Genomic DNA, 17,562 nt, shown 5'->3' with positions numbered 1-17,562 from the left:
TCGCGCTCAATACAGGGGCGACCAGGCGGAGGTTCGCAGCAGCCGGCTCTGCCACTGATCGCGGTATTTCAGGGCCTCATACATGTAGCTGCCGGGTCCGCGGTGTTGGGGCGCGATGTCGTTGGTCAGCAGGTGCACGAGTGCCGCATAGTTGTTGGAGTCGTCAATCTTCTGCCATAGCACGGCTTCTCGACGTCGGTAGCTGCCGTGCGCAACCTGGAAACAAGCCTGGATATCTAGTATTCGCATCCGGTCGGGGGCCTTTGCCAAAGGGCGGTAGTAGATCTCGTCCCACGAGCGGATGTAGTCGTCCAGCGGTGCGTGTGGCCAGCCGGTGTCTTCCATGAACATGCTCAGCGGGTGCGTCGTACCATCCACGGGTACCGCGGCCAGGTCCACGGTTTGCAACGGTGACCAGCCGACTGGCAGCAGGAGCTTGCCCGTCGCCTCGTGACGCAAGTTGTCCAGCTCGCGCATCCACTGGCGCAGGTCTCCGCACTGTGTGCGACGCATCAGGTTTTCCCACGCCGCGCCGTCGGCGATAGCGGTGATCGTGACGACGTTGTAGGAGGCCCCCGACCCGTGAGCGTGGTTTGTGTACCAGAGCAGCCGAGCAGTGTCCTCATTGGCCAAGGCGGGCATCCAGCCCTCGCGGTAGGCGGCCTCGAACTCGTCCTGGCGCTCGCCGACCACCTGATGGGTCTCGTGAAGGAACAGCACTCAAACTCCTCGGTTCACCGCGTCCTGGGCGATCAATGCGGCTAGGTCACGGCGGTTGACTTTGCCGGTGGCGCTGTACGGAATGTGATCGAGCACCGCGAGCCGTTCGGGCAGCTTGAAATAGGCGATCAACTCACGACAGTGCGATCGCAACTCTTCCAGCGTCACCGGCGCGCTGGCCACCACCGCGGCCCCGACCCGCTGGCCCATCTCCTCGTCGGCGATGCCGGCCACCGCCACATCGCTCACCGCGGGATGGGAACGCAGGGCGTCCTCCACCTCGATCGGGCCGAACTTCTCTCCCCCGCGGTTGATGGTGTCCTTCAGCCGCCCGCTGGGATAGATGTAGCCGTCGGCATCCTGGCGGGCCAGGTCACCGGTGGGCAGCCAACCTTGGGTGACGTTTTGGGCGGTGCTCACCCAAAGTTCGCCGACCGTCCCAGGCTCGACGTCGGTGCCGGTGTCGGGATCGACGACCCGCACCTCGACCCCGGGCAACGGACGGCCGACGGATCCCATCCGGGCCGGGTCGTGATGGTCGTCGGGCAGCAACGTGGTGTATGCGCCGAGCGTCTCGGTTTGACCGAACACGTTGGCGAACGCGACGTGCGGAAGGGCGTCCATTGCCCTGCGTACCAACGGGATTGGTGCGGCGGCAGCCCCGTAGGCGATGGCGATCAGCGACGTCAGATCCGTGCCGGCGAAGTCGGGGTGATCGAGGATCCGTTGCAGCATCGTCGGCACCAAGAAGGTGGCGGCCACCCGATGCTGCGCGACTAGACGTAGCCAGTCACCGGCATCGAACCGCGTCTGCACCACCGAGGTGTTTCCCGAATACAGGCCGCCGAGCAGGCCGAGGGAGCCGCCGACGTGGAAGAAGGGGACACACATCATCGCTACCGCTGGCGGCGTGTCCGCCCGGAAAGGCGCCGACATCCTCCTGATCCGCAGATCGAGTTGCCGACCGGTGATCGCGACCGCCTTGGGGAGCCCGGTGGTCCCACTGGTGAACAGGACCAGCGCGTCGCGCTCGTCGACGTCTTCGGCGACTGAGACGGCCGCCCCGGCCTGATTGCCAGCCAGGTCGCTGCCCGTCAACACCGTGCTGACTCCGGCTTCGCGGACCTTGTCCGCATACATGGCTGCGGCAACTGCCACCTGAACGCACCCGGCGTTGTCGAGCAGCACCCTCAGCTCGGCCGGCGTCAGCGCCGGATTCATCAGCGCCGCCGCGGCCCCGATGCGCGCCGCGCCCAGCACCGCCGCGATCGAGAGCAGACTTCCGACGTCGACGACGGCGACGCGATCGCCGGCGACCACCCCGCGGGCGGTCAACCCGGCGGCGCACTGCCGAACCGCTGCGCCAAGGTCGCCGTAGTTGATGCGGCGTCCATCGACGATGAGCGCGGTCCGGGCCGGATCGCCAGCCGCGGCTGCGTCGATGATCGTTCCCGTGTTCATGCCCAAGCCCCCTAAAACAGTGGCGACCACGCCGAGGTGCGGAGCAGCCGGCTGGTCCACTGGTCACGCAGGTCGAGGGCGTCGTGCAGCCAGGTGCCCGGCGCGCGGTATTCCGGTGCGATGTGGGTCCGGAGTAGTTCGAGCAGCGCCTCGGGCCGGTGAATGCGCTGCATCAGCGTGACTTCACGGCGCAGGTGGCTGCCGAGCGCGGGCTGGAATGCCGCCTGCATTCTCAGCATTGACGCCGGCCGCTCCAGACTTCTGGCGTACACCTCGCCGCAGCGGTCGATGTACTCCTCGAACTTGTCCTGGTAGGGCCACATGGTGTCTTCCATATACAGGCTCAGCTCGTGCTCTCGTCCATCGACGGGCACCTCGTCGAATGACACCTGCTGCAGTGGTGACCACGCCAGTGGGACCAAGAGCTTGGCTTCGACTTCGTGGCGGAACTCGTCGACTTTGCGTATCCATTTCTGCAGATCGCCCTTTTGCACCCGCAGCGCAAGACGTTCCCACGCCGCTCCGTCGGTAATGGCAGTCACGGTCACGACGGTGTAGGCGGGACCACTGCCCTGCGCGTGATCGGCGTACCACAGCAATCGGGCATCGTCGCCGGCGGCCAGCATCGGCATCCAGCCCTCGCGAAATGCGGCCTCGAATTCGTCTTCGGCGCGGCCGCGGACCTTGTGTACCTCGTGCATGAACAGCACGCCGAGACCTCCTACGTGCAGCGCTCCCCGACGAGCGCCGTCGCGGAAGGGACGCTACCCCGCCAGCTTGGCGAGCCCCAACCCCGGGTACATAGATGAGCAATGAATCGCGCTGGAAGCGTTGGCCTTGGCTGGGAGAATCTGGTTTCCTCAAAGCGGTGACGCGGTCACCGGGCAGGAGTTGGCTGATGAGCAAGCTTGACGTGCCGGACGGTCCAGGCGGAGAAGCCGCGATGATTTGGACATTGCGTCCTGAGCTCGGTGGCATGGTCGAGCGGATGATTCGCGGCGCATACCAGCAAAGCATCCTGCCCGCTGACGAACGTGAGCTGGCCAGGATGCGGATCGCGCAGATCAACGACTGTGCGGCGTGCTCGGGATTTCGCGCCCCTTCGGTGCTCGACGTCGGGGTGGCCCCCGAGCTCTACGACCACGTCGCCGAATACGCCACCTACCCCGGATACCAGCCGCGCCAGCGGCTGGCGATTGAGTACGCCGAGCGTTTTGCCAATGACCATGCCTCCATTGATGATTCGTTCATCGGACGGCTGCGAGACCTGTTCTCCGATGCGGAAATTCTGGATCTCACGCTTTGCGTTGCTGTGTTTCTCGGTCTTGGACGGACACTGGCAGTGCTTGGTGTCGATCAGTCGTGCGCGATAGATATCTGAACGAGGACGAGTGGACATCGCTTCGGTTGACGAACTGCTCACCACTACACGCTCGGTTCGCAAACGCCTCGATCTGACCCGGCCGGTGGGCCGCGACGTGATCCTGGATTGCATCCGGCTGGCCATGCAAGCACCTACGGCCAGCAACGCACAGGACTGGCGCTGGCTGGTGATCACCGATCCCGAGAAACGCGCCGCGATCGCCGACATCTACCGCGGCATCGGCGATAGGTATCTGCCCGATGCGGTCGAGGCCGCCGCCGATCCGCAAACCCGCCGCGTGTACAGCAGCGCATTGGGTCTGACCGAGACGTTGGCCCAAGTCCCGGTGCATGTCATTCCCTGTCTGAACCGTCGCTTCGATAAAAGCGATCTGGTTGTGTCGGCGTCGGCGTGGGCGTCGATCATTCCAGCCGGCTGGAGCTTCCTGCTCGCCCTGAGATCGCGCGGCTTGGGCTCGGTTTGGACGACGATGCACCTGGCCAAGGAGCGCGAGGTGGGCGAGATCCTCGGCATTCCGCCCACCGTCACCCAAGCGGCGCTTTTTCCGGTCGCCTATACCGTCGGTACGAACTTCCAGCCCGCTCAACGGCCGCCGGCGGAGACGATCACGTTCTGGAATAGCTGGGAATCCGGCTGAAGCGCGGAGTGCACCAAAAATACGCACTGTCAAGACCATTCTTGACGACCCGCCGGTAAAATCTTCGAGTGGTGGCCCTAGTTGCGGTGCCGCGGCGCAATCGCTGGTCCCTAGTGTGCGGCCTGGCTAACACCCGCTCCGCCTCACCTGCTATGAGACCTCGGTAGACGGGTTTTCTGGCAAATAACTTGAATAGTTTGAAGCGGAATTTGATAAGGCGTTTAAACGTCCCAATAAAGAATAGAAACTTGCGCTTCGGAATTCGGTGCTGCAGCGGCTTGGATCTGATGCGAAGATCGCTATGCACACACACCGTTTAGTAGGCCGTCTCACTCATCTCGAGGAGCCGTCATTACGACCACACGCCCCGCACGCCCGATTCGACACGCTGCTCGGCCGAAGCTGTCTTCCCGGGTCGTCGGTGACCGGAGCATTGTCAAGACCGAACGCCTCCGATCCGAGTCGCTGACGCCCGTGCGGCGCAAAGCCCTATTCGACCGGCTTTACGCCGTTTACAGCGAGACGATGCGGGGCCACACGCGAGAAGAATTCGAAAAACACCTCCTGAGTGCCGGGGATCTCAGTCTCACGCTCTACTACGGCGAGCTCGGAGAGTTCGCCGGATTCGCCTACATCGCGATCCAAAGTGTCGAGCACGGACGTAAACCCGTAGCGGCGTTTTCCGCGGGCGGCTTTTTCCGGCCCGGCTATCACGGCGGTGTAGCGGGCATGCTTTTCGGGTTGCGTGAGGCTATTCGATTCAAGCTGCGCCGGCCCCGCACGGCGCTGGGATATCTGAGTCGCACATCATCACCGGCGGCCTACCAACTGTTCGCCAAGACGATGCCGCGGGTGTACCCGAACCGCTTCCGGCAAACGCCGGCTGACATCGAGGCGTTGGTGCGCGCCATCGGTGAACGGCGGCGCTACGCTCCGGTCGGTGACAGCCCGTGGGTCGTACATTCCGACGCCGTCCCGCGCGACGCGTCGCGGCTGATGCGACTTGTCGACGACGCAGATGCTCGATTCTGCGTGCAACTCAACCCGAGGTTTGCCGAGGGCGAGGCGCTGCTGATTTGGATACCGCTCAACGTGGCGACGATTGCCGGCGGCTTGTACCGTCAGGTGCGGCTGCGCCTGGGGCGCTGAACGATCGGCGGGCGCGTTATCCGGCTCAGATCAAGGCGGCTAAGAACGCCAAAACCGCGATCACCGCTGCCAAGATCGCGATGAGTACGAACAGCGAGCCAGCGGCCGCCAGACGTTCGCTGCGATTTGCGCCGTCGTCGAGCATGACGCCGTAACTACTTGGGATGCGGCGGAATACGTCTGACCATTCCACCCGATCGGCGGCCCGCCTGAGGCCGGTCGGATCCCCGTGCGCACGGCGTTGCGGCGCTACCCCCACGGCGTTTGCGAAGAGTACAAATCCGATCAGAAACGATGCCACGCTGACGACGATGAGCACCGCACCAAGCCACAGCATTACGGCCTCCTTCGGCCCCGCGTTTTGGATTGGAGTACCCATCCCGCCTCAGCGGAAACGATGGCAAGTTATCCGCTGGCAGCTGATCGAGGTGGGCATCATGTCCAGACCGGCGGGCAGCAAAGCCGAGTAAACTGCTGAGTCATGCGCTTCCTGGCAACAGCACCCCCTGCAGCACGGTGCGCGGTCGCGGCGCTGGTCGTGGTGGGCTGGGCCGCGTCGGCCGGCATTGCCGGTGCCGATCCGACGACAGGGCCGGCTCCGGGACCGGCACCGACGACCGCGCCCGGGCCGGCACCCAAGACGACCATCGACCACGACGGCACGTATGCGGTGGGCAGCGAAATCGCGCCCGGCACATATAGCACCGCGGGCCCCGTCGGCAAAGGAACCTGCTATTGGAAGCGGGTGGCTCCCGACGGCACCCTGATCGACAATGCGATCAGCAAGAAGCCGCAAACCGTACAGATCGATCCGGGCGACAAAGCGTTCAAGACCAGCGGCTGCCAGCCTTGGCAGGCCGGCCCGCCGCCCGACGGCAACGCGCCCGCTGACTTGCCCGGCCCGGCCGCCGGGGCCCAGCTGCAAGCCAATCTCGGCATCCTCAACGGATTGCTCGGTCAAGTCGGACAGCAAGTACCCCAGCCCTGAAGCCGGTCTTGCCAGACAATCCAGAAGTCATTGTCGTCGGCGCCGGCGTCAGCGGTTTGACGTCGGCGCTGTGTTTGGCTGAAGCCGGCTGGCCGGTGCGGGTGTGGACCGCTGCGCTGCCCCAGCAGACCACCTCGGCGGTGGCGGGTGCGGTCTGGGGACCCCGGGCCATCGAACCAGCCGCCAGCACGCTGGCCTGGACCGAACAATCGCTGCGCGAATTCCGCGAGCTGGCCGCCGATCCCAGCAGCGGCGTGCAGCTGGCAGCAGCGCTCAGCGTCACCGATGTTCCTCCGGACGGCGAAATGCCACCAGGAGTGGAATTGATTCCCGACTTGCGGCCGGCGGACGTGGCGGACATCCCCGGGGATTTCAGCGCCGGATTTCACGCCACCATGCCGATGATCGACATGCCTCATTACCTCGAGTATCTGACCGGCCGGCTGGCCGCGGCCGGTTGTGCAATCGAATTGCACCCGGTGCGATCGCTGGCCGAGGCCGCCGACGCGGCAACGATAGTGGTCAACTGTGCCGGCCTGGGCGCTCGAGAACTCGTTGGCGACGACACCTTGCGGCCGCGGTTCGGCCAGCACGTCATCCTTACCAATCCGGGCCTGAAGCGACTATTCATGGAACTCACCGGCGGCTCGGAGTGGATCTGCTACTTCCCCCACCCGCAGCGAGTGGTGTGCGGGGGCATCAGCATCCTGGACAGATGGGACACCACCCCCGACCCCGACGTCACTGACCGGATTCTGCGGGACTGCCGCCGGATCGAACCGCGGCTTGCCGAAGCGTCGGTGATCGAAACGATTACCGGCCTGCGTCCGGAGCGGCCGTCGGTGCGGCTGGAGGTCGAGCGTGTAGGAGCGGTGCGCTACATCCACAATTACGGCCATGGCGGCGACGGCGTGACCCTGTCGTGGGGATGCGCACGCGAGGTGGCGCGACTGGTCAGCAGCGAGGTGTAGAGCCGCTCGCGTCAGCTGCCGCTCGGCGGCACCAGCGCGGCCTCCACCGAGGAATACATGGGCAGCAGCCGGCGCAGGCCGCACGCGGCGATGGTGCGGGCCACGATGGGCTGCGAACTGACCAGACGCAGGCTCACGCCGCGACGGCGACAGCGCACCGACTCCTGAGCCAGTACGGCGTAGGCGCACGATCCCATGAAGTCGAGCTCGCGAATGTCGATCACATACGGGCCGGGAGCAATCGCGATGGCGGAGCTTCGGCTCACCAAACGTTGCCAGACCGCCTCGTTGCTGGCGTCAATGTCACCGCCGACATGGACCACGACCGCCGAGCCGGTGCACTCGGTGACTGCGCGCAAACCGCTATGCGGGTCACTAAGTTGCGAACTCAGCCGCGTGCTGGAAGGACCGGATAATGATCCGAGCGCGACAGTGTTCATGTTTTGCAGATTCCCGTCGTCGTGTCCGGTGGTTGAGGGCATCGTGGTTACGTCGCAAGGCGTTAGAGGTTATCGTCGTCATACCGAAAGACAGGGGCTGTCTTGACGGCATTAGTAGCAGTCTTTAGTAAGCATATGTGTAACAGGCCTGACAACCTAGGATGTCGTAAACGAAAAATTCGCGGTATCTAATTTTGATTTAGCCGGCGGCAGCGGACAGTGAAACGATCAGATATCCGGTGAGTATTGACTACACGTTGCGCGGTCACATCGTCACCATCACGATCAACCGTCCAGAGGCGCGAAACTCGCTGGACATGCAGCATTTTCAGGAGTTGGCCCAAGCCTGGGCCGAGTTTCGCGACGACCCCGCCGCCTGGGTTGCCGTCGTCACCGGCACCGGCCGGGATTTCTGTACCGGAGCCGACCTCAAAAAGTTCATTCCCGAACTGACTGGGGCTCTCCCCCGCCCTCAAGGGTGGAACAAGACCGACGCTATCCACGCCGTGCTGCATAGGTTCCCGGTCTACAAGCCAATCGTCGCGGCCGTGAATGGCGTATGCGTCGCAGGGGGTTTGGAGATGCTGGGCTCCACAGATATTCGAATTGCCGTGCCGCAGGCACGATTCGGGGTCACGGAGCCGAAACGCGGTTTGTTCGCCGGCGGCGGGAGTACCGTGCGGTTGCCGCGCCAGATCCCCTATGCACTTGCCATGGAGCTGCTGCTGACCGCCGATATGGTCGATGCCCGGCGGGCTCTGGAGATGGGTTTGGTCAATCGGGTGGTCGAGGCCGACCGGCTGATGGACGTCGCCTACGACTACGCCGAACGGATTGCGGCCAACGCGCCGCTCGCGGTCTTTGCGACCAAGCAGTCGGCGGTCGAAGGGCTCTCGCTCGACCTGGAGTCCGCATATCTCAACGAGACCCGGCACAGCGACCGGATCTTCGAAACCGAGGACGCCAAAGAAGGGCCGCAGGCGTTCGCAGAGAAACGACCGCCGCGGTGGCAGGCGCGCTAATTCCTGGACCGATTGCGGGTGGCGCGGCGAGTGAGCAGTGACAGTAGCCAACTGACGATTGACAGCAGGATCGCGGCCCAGATCGCGGTCCACCAAAAGTGATCGATCTGCAGACCCCAATGCGTGGTGTCCTCGGTGATACGCGCCGTGATCCACAACATGAATGCGTTGATCACGATGTGGACCAGGCCAAGAGTCAGGATGTAGAGCGGGATCGACAGGAACTGCACGATGGGTTTGATGATCGCGTTGACCAACCCGAAGATCACCGCGACGACGAAGATGATGCCGATCCGCTGAAGCGTCGTTTCGCCGCCCACGAATCGAATCCCCGATACCAGTTGAGTGACCACCCACAGTGCGAACCCGGTCAGCGCCGCGCGCAGCAGAAAGGGGCCCATGCCGCCGATCCTGCCATGACTTGACCTAGTTCAGGCCATAGAAGCGCTGCGCGTTGAGCCCGGCGATCTTCTCCCGCGCTTCTTCGCTGATATCGGTGCGGGTGCGCAGATGCTTCGTGCTTTCCGGCCACTCGCCATCCCAGTGCGGGTAGTCACTGGCGAACATGATGAAGTCGGCGCCGAGCACGTCGATCACGCCGGGCAGGATTGGCTCCTCCGGCTCACAGGTCACCCAGATGTTGCCGGCCCGCAGATACTCCTGCGGATCGCGGCGCCAGCCGCGCTCGATCCAGTCGCCGCGCTTTTCGTAATGCTCGTGCAGGCGATCCATGAAGAACGGGACCCAGCCCGCCCCCGCCTCGAGAAAGGCCACTCGCAGCTGAGGATGACGTTCGAAGACACCACCGGAAACCAGCGCCGTCATCGCCGTCATCTGGTCGAACGGGAAGCTGATGCAGTGCACTTGGATGTAGTTGGTGAAGCGGTCCACGCCGATCTTGGGCAGATGAATGCCCGGGGCGCCGTGGATGCCCAGCGGCATTCCGAGTTCGGCGGCGACGGCGTAGAACGGGTCAAGGTCGGGATGGTCGAGGTTGCGGGTTTTGAGCGCCGGCGGAACCAGGGTCGCGACCAGTCCGAGGTCCTTGGCTTCGGCCATGATGTCGATGGCAACCTGTCCATGCTCGACGGGCGTCACGGCGACCCCGCGCAGCCGGCCGTTGGTGGTCGCGCAGTAGTCGGCGATCCACTGGTTGTAGAGCCGGGCGAACCCGGCCGCGAACCCGGGGTCTTCCAGGGACGGAATGCAAAGGCCCAGACTGGGATACAACACCATGGTGTCGATGTGGTCGCGGTCGGCGTCGCCCACCACGCCTTGCGCGGTCGAGCAGTTGACGCCGGGCGCCTTGGTGATTCCGTGCTCTGGTGGGCAACCCGCGCCCGGGCCCTGGTCTTCGGGGTAATTGCGGCCTTCGATCTGCAGCCGTAGCCGCCGATCGGTGCTGGGCTTTATGTGGTCCGGCCAGCGCTTGATCGCTTCGATCGTCAGCGACGAGTTTTCGGCGACATGGCCATCGGCATCGATGATCCGCATATCCGCCGAACTTACTCGCGTAATTACTCGTGCGCGGGGCTCTGGGGTCGCGCGATCGCGGCGGGTACTGCACGATGCTGACGTGGCAACGCAACGGATCACGGGCGATCAGCGAAACTCGTTCATAGCTGCGCTCCTGGGCTGGACGATGGACGCTTTTGATTACTTCATCGTCGTGCTGGTCTACGCCGACATCGCGCACAGCTTTCACCGCAGCAAAGCCGAAGTCGCATTCGTCACGACGGCCACGCTCTTCATGCGCCCGGTGGGTGCGCTGTTGTTCGGGCTGTGGGCCGACCGTGTCGGCCGCAGGCTGCCGCTGATGGTGGACGTGTTGTTCTATTCCATCGTCGGCTTTCTGTGTGCGTTCGCCCCGAATTTCACCGTGCTGGTGATCCTGCGGCTGCTGTACGGCATCGGCATGGGCGGTGAGTGGGGACTGGGCGCCGCGCTGGCCATGGAGAAGGTTCCCGTCGAGCGGCGCGGCTTCTTCTCCGGGCTGTTGCAGGAGGGTTATTCCTTCGGCTACCTATTGGCAAGCCTGGCTTCGCTGGTCGTGATGGACATTCTGGATCTGTCCTGGCGGTGGCTGTTCGGTCTGTCCATCATCCCGGCGCTGGTCAGCCTGATAATCAGGTACCGCGTCAAGGAATCCGAAGTTTGGGAGGCCGCCCAGGACCGGATGCGGCTGACCAGCACCAAGGTTCGGGATGTGCTGCGCGAAGGTTCCATCATCCGCCGCTTCTTCTACCTGGTGCTGTTGATGACCGCATTCAACTGGATGAGCCACGGAACCCAGGACGTCTACCCCACCTTCCTCGGCGCGACAGCCAACCATGGCGCGGGCCTGTCCAGCGTGACGGTCAAGTGGATCGTGGTGGTCTACAACATCGGCGCCATCATCGGCGGGCTATGCTTCGGCACCCTGTCCCAACGATTCAGCCGCCGCTACACCGTCGTTTTCTGCGCGGTACTGGCACTGCCGATCGTGCCGCTGTTCGCCTATTCGCGCTCCGCCGCGATGTTGTGCCTGGGCGCGTTTCTCATGCAGGTCTGCGTGCAGGGCGCCTGGGGTGTCATTCCGGCGCACCTGACCGAGATGTCGCCGGATGCCATCCGCGGCCTCTACCCAGGGGTGACCTACCAGCTGGGCAATCTGCTGGCCGCGTTCAATCTGCCGATTCAGGAACAACTTGCCGAATCGCACGGCTACCCTTTCGCTTTGGCCGCCACCATCGTGCCGGTGCTGACGATGGTTACGTTCCTGACCCTGATCGGCAAGGACGCCACTGGAATCCGGTTCGGTACCGCCGAAACCGCTTTTCTCCCAGTGGAAGTGAAGTGATCTAGCCGCTCAGCGTGCGCAGCAGCAAGTGCATAGCCACGGTCGTGGAACGCTCGCGGATATCTGACCGGTTTCCCGGGAGCCGCAGTGTGCGGGTAACGGACCGGCCGTCGGCCAGTAGCACGGTGAAACAGACTGTACCCACTGGCTTTTCGTCCGTCCCGCCGCCGGGCCCGGCGATCCCGGTGATCGCGACGGAGGTGTCAGCGCCGAAGCGTTGCAGTGCGCCGGCTGCCATCGCCTGGGCGACCGGTTCGGAAACCGCTCCGTGGGTTTCGATCAGCGCCGGGTCTACCCCCAGGAGTTGAATCTTCGCGTCGTTGGCGTAGCTGACCACACCGCCCATCACGTAGTCCGAAGATCCGGGACGGTCGGTGAGCCGGGCCGCCAGCAGCCCCGCGGTACAGGATTCCGCGGTCGCGATCCGGCGGCCGGCCAAGTGTCGGGCAACCAAATCGTCCACCTGCGAGCCGTCTTCGGAGAAGATCTTGTCGCCGTGGCGGTTTCGCAGCAGGCGGGTCAGCTCTGTGTAGACGTCTGCGGCACCGGGCTCGTAGCGCGTCACCATTTCGACTTCGCCGCGCCGCAGGCACGTGGTGATCTCCAGCGAGTCGAAGCCCGGGATGGAAGTCTCTGCGCCACGCAATGTTTCGGCGAGTCCGGACTCGGGGAGCCCGAACATGCGGATGGTCTCCTGGCGGTAGGTCGTGCGGCCGGCAACCGATTCCTGGGCGGCGGGTGTCGCAATTGCCCTGCGCCACATCGGTTGAAGCTCGCGTGGCGGCCCCGGAAGCACCATCACGGTGGGTTTCGCGGGGTTCCCGGGATTTCCGGGCACCACCAGGCCGGGCGCGGTGCCCACCGGATCGATCACCTGCGACCCGGCCGGAATCATCGCCTGCTTGCGGTTGGCTGCGCGAATCGATTCGAAGTTTTCCGGATCCAATCCGCTTTGGAACGCGGGATTGCGCGCCATCAGGCTCTTGAGGATGTCGGCGATCCGGTTCTCGAGTGCGTCGTCGAGCACCAGTTCCCGTCCGCAGAAGCGCGCCACCACTTCGACCGTCATGTCGTCGGCGGTGGGTCCCAGACCGCCGCTGGTGATGATCAAGTCCACGCCCTGGTCCGCCATGAATCGCAGCTGCGCTTCGATGTCGGCCGGGCGGTCGCCACAGATGGTGATGTGTGCCAGCTCGACTCCCAGTTCCAGGAGCCGATCGGCGAGCCAGGGGCCGTTGCGGTCTTGGACGCGTCCGGTCAGCACTTCGGTTCCGGTGACGACGATGCCGGCACGTGCGCTCATCGTGCTGAGCCTAACCAAGGGGTGGGCATGCACTAGCCTGAGGCCGTGGCGCAGGCTCCACGTACTCGCTACGCGAAATGCGGCGACCCTGAATCCGGACTCGACATCGCATACCAGGTGCTCGGCGAAGGCCCGCTTGATGTGGTGGTGCTGCCGGGACCGTCGATTCCGATCGACTGCATCGACTCCGAACCGTCGCTGTTCCGATTCCAGCGGCGGCTGGCCTCGTTCAGCCGGGTAATTCGTTTCGATCTGCGCGGAATCGGCTTGTCGTCACGCGTTCCGTCGCTGGAGATGATGGGGCCGAAGTTCTGGGCCGAGGACGTCATCGCGGTGATGGATGCGGTGGGCAGCGAGCGGGCGGCCATCCTTGCGACGGGCTACCTGGCGATGGGCGCACTGGTTCTTGCTGCCGAGTATCCCGAACGGGTACGCAGCCTGGTGTTCATCAATGGCACGGCGCGGGTGTTGTGGGCGCCCGACTATCCGATCGGCGCGCAGACGAGCGCGGCCGATCCGTTCACGACGGTGGCGATCGAGCCGGACGCAATCGAACAGGGTTTCGATGTGCTGCGCATCATCGCTCCGAGCGTCGCTCGCGACGATGCGTTCCGGGAGTGGTGGGATCATGCCGGCAACCGCGCGGCGTCGCCGAGCATGGCCCGTGCCCTGAGCAGGGTAGTGACCGATAGCGACGCTCGCGACACCCTTGCGCGCATCGCCGCGCCGACGTTGGTATTGCATCGCGAAGAGTGCAGGTTCATCCCGGTCGACCACGGTCGCTTCCTTGCCCAGCACATCGCCGGGTCACGCTATGTCGGGCTCGCGGGTGCGGATTCGCTGTACTGGGTGGGTGATGCCGGGCCGATGCTCGATGAGATCGAGGAATTCATCACCGGCGTCCGCGGTAGCGCCGATGCCGAAAGGGTGCTCACCACAATCGTTTTCACCGACATCGTCGGGTCGACCGAGCGCGCCGCGGCGCTGGGCGACGAGCGCTGGCGGGACCTGCTCGACCACCATGACACGCTGGTCCGCCAAGAGATTCAGCGATTCGGTGGCCGCGAAGTGAACACCATCGGCGACGGTTTCGTGGCGACATTTACCAGCCCGAGCGCAGCAATTGCGTTCGCCGACGACATCGTGGACGCGATTCGTGTGCTTGGCATCGAAGTGCGCGTTGGCATTCACGCGGGCGAGGTCGAGGTGCGCGGTGCCGACATCGCAGGCATGGCGGTACACATCGGTGCCCGGGTCTGCGCCCTGGCGAGATCCGGTGAGGTTCTCGTGTCGTCGACCGTGCGCGACATCGTCACCGGTTCAAGGCGCAGCTTCGCCGAGCGTGGCGAATACGAGCTCAAAGGCGTGCCGGGCCAGTGGCGGCTGTTTGCGCTCGAGCGATCGCGGGCGGCGGTCAGGTCCTAACGGCCCGGACCGCCTGGTTGGCCGGGCTGTCCGGGCTGGCCGGGTGCCCCGGGCTGTCCGGGAGTTCCGTCAGCTCCGGCAGCCCCGCCTGGGCCTCCTGCACCACCCGCGCCGGGTTGACCGCCCTGCCCGGGTGCTCCGCCTTGACCGCCCGGGCCGCCGTCGCCGCCTCTACCGCCTGGGCCGCCGGGTCCCCCGGCACCACCCTGGCCGCCTTGTCCGCCGGCCCCGCCTCGGCCGCCTCGTCCGCCGGCACCACCCGCGCCGCCACGGCCGCCGGCGCCGCCTTGGCCGCCGGGCTGCCCCGGCTGCCCGGGTTGTCCCGGCTCTCCGGGTTGTCCCGGCTCTCCGGGTTGTCCCGGCTGGCCGGGCGCGCCGCCGGTGGGCTCCTCGCCGGTCACGCGGTTGTCACCGGTGGAGTCTGGCTATGAGTCATGTGTCTGCCTTCCTGCGAGCCGTCGGTTTCCTCAGCTCGCGTCAAGTTACCCGAATTGCGGGATAAAGGGGCCGATCAGTCTCGTCAGAGGTCGCCGTCAGATCAAGGTAGCGATCCGGTGCTGCCGGGCGACCCGTTGGTGGGTGGCGGCGGACCAAGGCCCGTACCTGCCAAACCGATTGCCCCAGCGGTGGTTCCGCTCGGATAACTCACCGCGTACGCGCTGCCGGCGTTGCCGCCGCCGCCGCCCTTGGTTCCGCCGTTGCCGCCATTGCCGCCATCGCCGCCGGTGGCGGATCCTGATCCGTAGTTCTTTGCCGTTCCACCGGACCCGCCGCCTCCGGCATACAGGACAGCATCGCCGCCCCTACTTCCATTGCCGCCGGTCGCGTTGCCAGTGCCGGCGTCGATGGTCGCATTACCGCCGTCACCGCCGATCCCGTGAATTACGACGACGTCGTTGTAGCCGCTGCCAGCCAACCCGCCCTTGCCGCCGGTGATGTTGTTCGAATTCGCGGCGTTGTTGATTTGCACGCTGCCGCCGCTGCCGCCGCTGCCGCCAAAGCCGCCTGTGACGGGGCTGTTGCCGCCGTTGCCGCCGTCGCCGGGTGTGGCGGCCCCAAGGCCGTCGTTGCGGGCAAAGCCGCCGGACCCGCCCGAGCCACCGCCCTGGGCGCCGTCGACGCCAGCCCCGCCGTTGCCGGCTTTGGCGGTTGCGGTGGCCGGAGCGCTGGTGTTCAAGACACGTGCATCGCCGCCGGTGCCGCCGTTCCCGCCGATGCCGCCGCCGCCGGCGGCGCCGTCCGCACCGGCGTGGCCGATGGCGTTTCCGGTTCCGTAGGACCAGGCCGACCCACCTTGGCCGCCGGTTCCCCCGCCTCCGCCGTTGATATCGCCGTTGCCGGTGCCGCCGGCGCCCGGGGCGCCGCCGATGGCGTCCCCGGCACCGTTGTTGGTCGCAGTACCGCCGGTGCCGCCGATGCCGCCGGTGCTGCTGGTGCCGATGGCATTGCCGCCCACTCCGGCGGCGCCGCCGATGGCCTTATGGATAGAAGTGGCGCTACTGATGTATGCGTCGCCGCCACCACCGCCATGTCCAGGTTGCGAGGACCCGAAGTTGTCGAAGCCGGTGCCGCCGGCCCCGCCGACGCCGCCGATGGCATCGTTCGGATTCGCGGCGTTCGTGATTTGTACTCCGCCGCCTTGGCCGCCACCGCCACCTCCGCCAGTACTACCGATGCCGCCGTTGCCGCCGGTACCTGGGTTGAGAGTTCCGGTTCCGTCGGTGTAGGCGAAGCCGCCGAAGCCGCCGGTGCCGCCGTCGGCGCCATTGCCGCCGGTACCGCCGTTACCCGAGGTGGCGGTGGCCGTAGAGAGGGCGTTCTTGATTCGCGCGTCGCCGCCGCCGCCACCGGGCCCACCGACGCCGCCGGGATTGTCGATGCCATTGGCGCCGGCGGCGCCAATGGCATTGCCAGTGCCGTAGTTCCACGCGTCACCGCCCCGGCCGCCACCCCCGGCGTTCACCGGACCGGATCCGCCGATGCCAGGCGTGCCGCCGATGGCGTCTCCGGAGCCGTTGTTGGTGGCAGTACCGCCACCTCCGCCGATACCGCCGTTCCCGACGCTGGCATTGCTGCCGTTTCCGCCGGTGCCGCCGATGGCCTTATGGGTGGCGGCGGAATTGCTGATGAACGCCTCCCCGCCGTTTCCGCCGTAGCCGGCGCCGAAGTTGTTGGCGCCGGTGCCGGCGTCTCCGCCGGTGCCGCCGACGGCATCATGCGGATTGGCGGCGTTGTCGATTTGTACGCTGCCGCCGGTACCGCCGCTTCCGCCGCCGCCAGTGCTGCCGTTGCCGCCCGCCCCACCGGAACCGGCGCTGACATTCCCGGTTCCAGCCGTTTGTGCGGCGCCGCCGGTGCCGCCGCTCCCGCCGGTGAGGCCGTCGCCGCCGGCGCCGCCGCTGCCCGAGATCGCGGTGGCTGTAGACGCGGCGTTAAAGATGCGTGCTGCGCCGCCGTGTCCGCCATTGCCGCCCACGGTTCCGGACGCCGTGCCGCCGTGCCCGCCGTGGCCACCGTTGCCGCCGGTGACGTTCCCGGTTCCGGTGGTGATTGCATCGCCGCCGTCGCCGCCGGTGCCGCCGTTGTAGTTGCCGGCGCTGTTGCCGCCGTCGCCACCCTTACCGCCGGTGCCGCCCTGCGAACCGCTGCTGCCGCCGTCGCCGCCTCTGCCGCCGTGACCGCCGCCGGACGAGGCGTTACCACCTGCTCCGCCGATTCCGCCGTTGCCGTACACACCGCCGCTGCCGCCAGTCCCGCCGTCACCGCCATTGGTGCCCGGAGCGGCGCTGGTGGCGTCATAACCCGCCCCGCCGTCGCCGCCAGTGCCGCCCGTGGCCACGGTGCCCGCCGCGCCGTTGGCGGCGCCGGCGTTGCCGTTGCCTCCGGTGCCCACGCCGCCGGGGTTGCCGGCAGTGCCGCCGGTGCCGCCGGTGTGGGTGGCGTCGCCAGCGCCGCCAACGCCACCATTACCGCCTGGACCGGCGTTGCCGCCGGCTCCACCGGCGCCGCCGGCGCCCGTGGCGCCCGCCTGGCCCAGCAAAGCCGAGCCCTTGCCGCCGGCTCCGCCCGCCCCGCCGTCGCCGCCGTGTCCGCCGGTGCCGCCGGTACCGCCGGGGTTGCCCATCGCGCCGGCGGTGGCCCCCATCGCGCCGGTCGCGCCCACACCGCCGGTGCCGCCGACCCCGCCAACGCCGCCGGCGCGATGGGCAACCCCGGCGGTACC

At 66.2% G+C, this 17,562-nt stretch carries 18 protein-coding genes; 9 read left to right on the top strand and 9 right to left on the bottom strand.

Annotated features, from left to right (window positions below; all coding sequences use genetic code 11):
• Positions 1-6: 6 nt before the first annotated feature.
• From AWC27_RS12915 to AWC27_RS12905, 3 genes are read right to left on the bottom strand one after another with little or no spacing between them, the layout of a single operon-like run.
• Positions 7-720 (bottom strand): hypothetical protein, encoded by a 714-nt coding sequence (locus AWC27_RS12915; RefSeq protein WP_085670842.1) that lies wholly within the window; start codon positions 718-720, stop codon positions 7-9.
• Positions 721-2,181: a class I adenylate-forming enzyme family protein gene (locus tag AWC27_RS12910; protein WP_085670841.1), complete on the bottom strand. Its 1,461-nt coding sequence runs from the start codon at positions 2,179-2,181 to the stop codon at positions 721-723. It abuts the gene before it with no gap.
• A gap of 11 nt (positions 2,182-2,192) precedes the next feature.
• Entirely contained in the window at positions 2,193-2,882 is a 690-nt protein-coding gene (locus AWC27_RS12905; RefSeq protein WP_245847032.1) for a hypothetical protein, read from the bottom strand.
• A 197-nt stretch (positions 2,883-3,079) separates the two neighbouring features.
• Between AWC27_RS12905 and AWC27_RS12900 the strand changes: the two genes are divergently transcribed.
• The 3 genes from AWC27_RS12900 (at position 3,080) to AWC27_RS12890 (ending at position 5,351) form a co-directional block, all read left to right on the top strand.
• Positions 3,080-3,562: a carboxymuconolactone decarboxylase family protein gene (locus AWC27_RS12900; protein WP_085670839.1), complete on the top strand. Its 483-nt coding sequence runs from the start codon at positions 3,080-3,082 to the stop codon at positions 3,560-3,562.
• Between the two features lie 10 nt (positions 3,563-3,572).
• Complete coding sequence (locus AWC27_RS12895; RefSeq protein ID WP_085670838.1) at positions 3,573-4,202, top strand: nitroreductase family protein; 630 nt, start codon at positions 3,573-3,575, stop codon at positions 4,200-4,202.
• 474 nt (positions 4,203-4,676) lie between these two features.
• A complete protein-coding gene (locus AWC27_RS12890; protein WP_245847024.1) occupies positions 4,677-5,351 on the top strand; it encodes a hypothetical protein in 675 nt (224 codons plus the stop codon).
• Between the two features lie 25 nt (positions 5,352-5,376).
• Here the strand turns inward: AWC27_RS12890 and AWC27_RS12885 are convergent, their stop codons facing one another.
• Entirely contained in the window at positions 5,377-5,688 is a 312-nt protein-coding gene (locus AWC27_RS12885) for a hypothetical protein (protein ID WP_139836973.1), read from the bottom strand.
• 144 nt (positions 5,689-5,832) lie between these two features.
• Between AWC27_RS12885 and AWC27_RS12880 the strand changes: the two genes are divergently transcribed.
• On the top strand, positions 5,833-6,339 hold the full coding sequence (locus tag AWC27_RS12880) for an Rv1352/Rv1906c domain-containing protein (protein WP_085670835.1): 507 nt from the start codon (positions 5,833-5,835) through the stop codon (positions 6,337-6,339).
• 8 nt (positions 6,340-6,347) lie between these two features.
• Positions 6,348-7,310 carry an FAD-dependent oxidoreductase gene (locus AWC27_RS12875; RefSeq protein ID WP_085670834.1) on the top strand — a complete coding sequence of 321 codons (963 nt, stop codon included), beginning with the start codon at positions 6,348-6,350 and terminating at the stop codon, positions 7,308-7,310.
• A gap of 11 nt (positions 7,311-7,321) precedes the next feature.
• Here AWC27_RS12875 and AWC27_RS12870 read toward each other — a convergent pair whose 3' ends face one another.
• Entirely contained in the window at positions 7,322-7,750 is a 429-nt protein-coding gene (locus AWC27_RS12870; RefSeq protein WP_085670902.1) for an anti-sigma factor antagonist, read from the bottom strand.
• A 239-nt stretch (positions 7,751-7,989) separates the two neighbouring features.
• Between AWC27_RS12870 and AWC27_RS12865 the strand changes: the two genes are divergently transcribed.
• On the top strand, positions 7,990-8,772 hold the full coding sequence (locus AWC27_RS12865; protein ID WP_085670833.1) for an enoyl-CoA hydratase/isomerase family protein: 783 nt from the start codon (positions 7,990-7,992) through the stop codon (positions 8,770-8,772).
• Here AWC27_RS12865 and AWC27_RS12860 read toward each other — a convergent pair.
• Together AWC27_RS12860 and AWC27_RS12855 are read right to left on the bottom strand one after the other, a co-directional pair.
• Complete coding sequence (locus AWC27_RS12860; RefSeq protein ID WP_085670832.1) at positions 8,769-9,173, bottom strand: phage holin family protein; 405 nt, start codon at positions 9,171-9,173, stop codon at positions 8,769-8,771. The genes AWC27_RS12865 and AWC27_RS12860 overlap by 4 nt on opposite strands.
• A gap of 25 nt (positions 9,174-9,198) precedes the next feature.
• Positions 9,199-10,266: an amidohydrolase family protein gene (locus tag AWC27_RS12855; RefSeq protein ID WP_085670831.1), complete on the bottom strand. Its 1,068-nt coding sequence runs from the start codon at positions 10,264-10,266 to the stop codon at positions 9,199-9,201.
• Positions 10,267-10,348: 82 nt separating this feature from the next.
• On the opposite strand from AWC27_RS12855, the gene AWC27_RS12850 reads away from it, so the two are divergent.
• Positions 10,349-11,611 (top strand): MFS transporter, encoded by a 1,263-nt coding sequence (locus tag AWC27_RS12850; RefSeq protein ID WP_169726774.1) that lies wholly within the window; start codon positions 10,349-10,351, stop codon positions 11,609-11,611.
• Position 11,612: 1 nt separating this feature from the next.
• On the opposite strand, the gene AWC27_RS12845 is transcribed toward AWC27_RS12850, so the two are convergent.
• Entirely contained in the window at positions 11,613-12,914 is a 1,302-nt protein-coding gene (locus AWC27_RS12845) for a competence/damage-inducible protein A (RefSeq protein WP_085670830.1), read from the bottom strand.
• 45 nt (positions 12,915-12,959) lie between these two features.
• Between AWC27_RS12845 and AWC27_RS12840 the strand changes: the two genes are divergently transcribed.
• Both AWC27_RS12840 and AWC27_RS32725 read left to right on the top strand, forming a co-directional pair.
• Positions 12,960-14,339, top strand: coding sequence for an adenylate/guanylate cyclase domain-containing protein (locus tag AWC27_RS12840; RefSeq protein ID WP_085670829.1), 1,380 nt, complete (start codon positions 12,960-12,962; stop codon positions 14,337-14,339).
• Positions 14,291-14,770 (top strand): hypothetical protein, encoded by a 480-nt coding sequence (locus tag AWC27_RS32725; protein ID WP_169726773.1) that lies wholly within the window; start codon positions 14,291-14,293, stop codon positions 14,768-14,770. The genes AWC27_RS12840 and AWC27_RS32725 overlap by 49 nt, the downstream gene beginning before the upstream one ends.
• A gap of 107 nt (positions 14,771-14,877) precedes the next feature.
• Here the strand turns inward: AWC27_RS32725 and AWC27_RS32720 are convergent.
• Positions 14,878-17,562: PE family protein (locus tag AWC27_RS32720; RefSeq protein ID WP_169726772.1), on the bottom strand; the 2,685-nt coding region annotated here is incomplete at its 5' end.

This window comes from Mycobacterium szulgai (assembly GCF_002116635.1).
GTDB classification, from domain to species: Bacteria; Actinomycetota; Actinomycetes; order Mycobacteriales; family Mycobacteriaceae; genus Mycobacterium; species Mycobacterium szulgai.
This window is presented reverse-complemented; position numbering and strand designations above follow the sequence as displayed.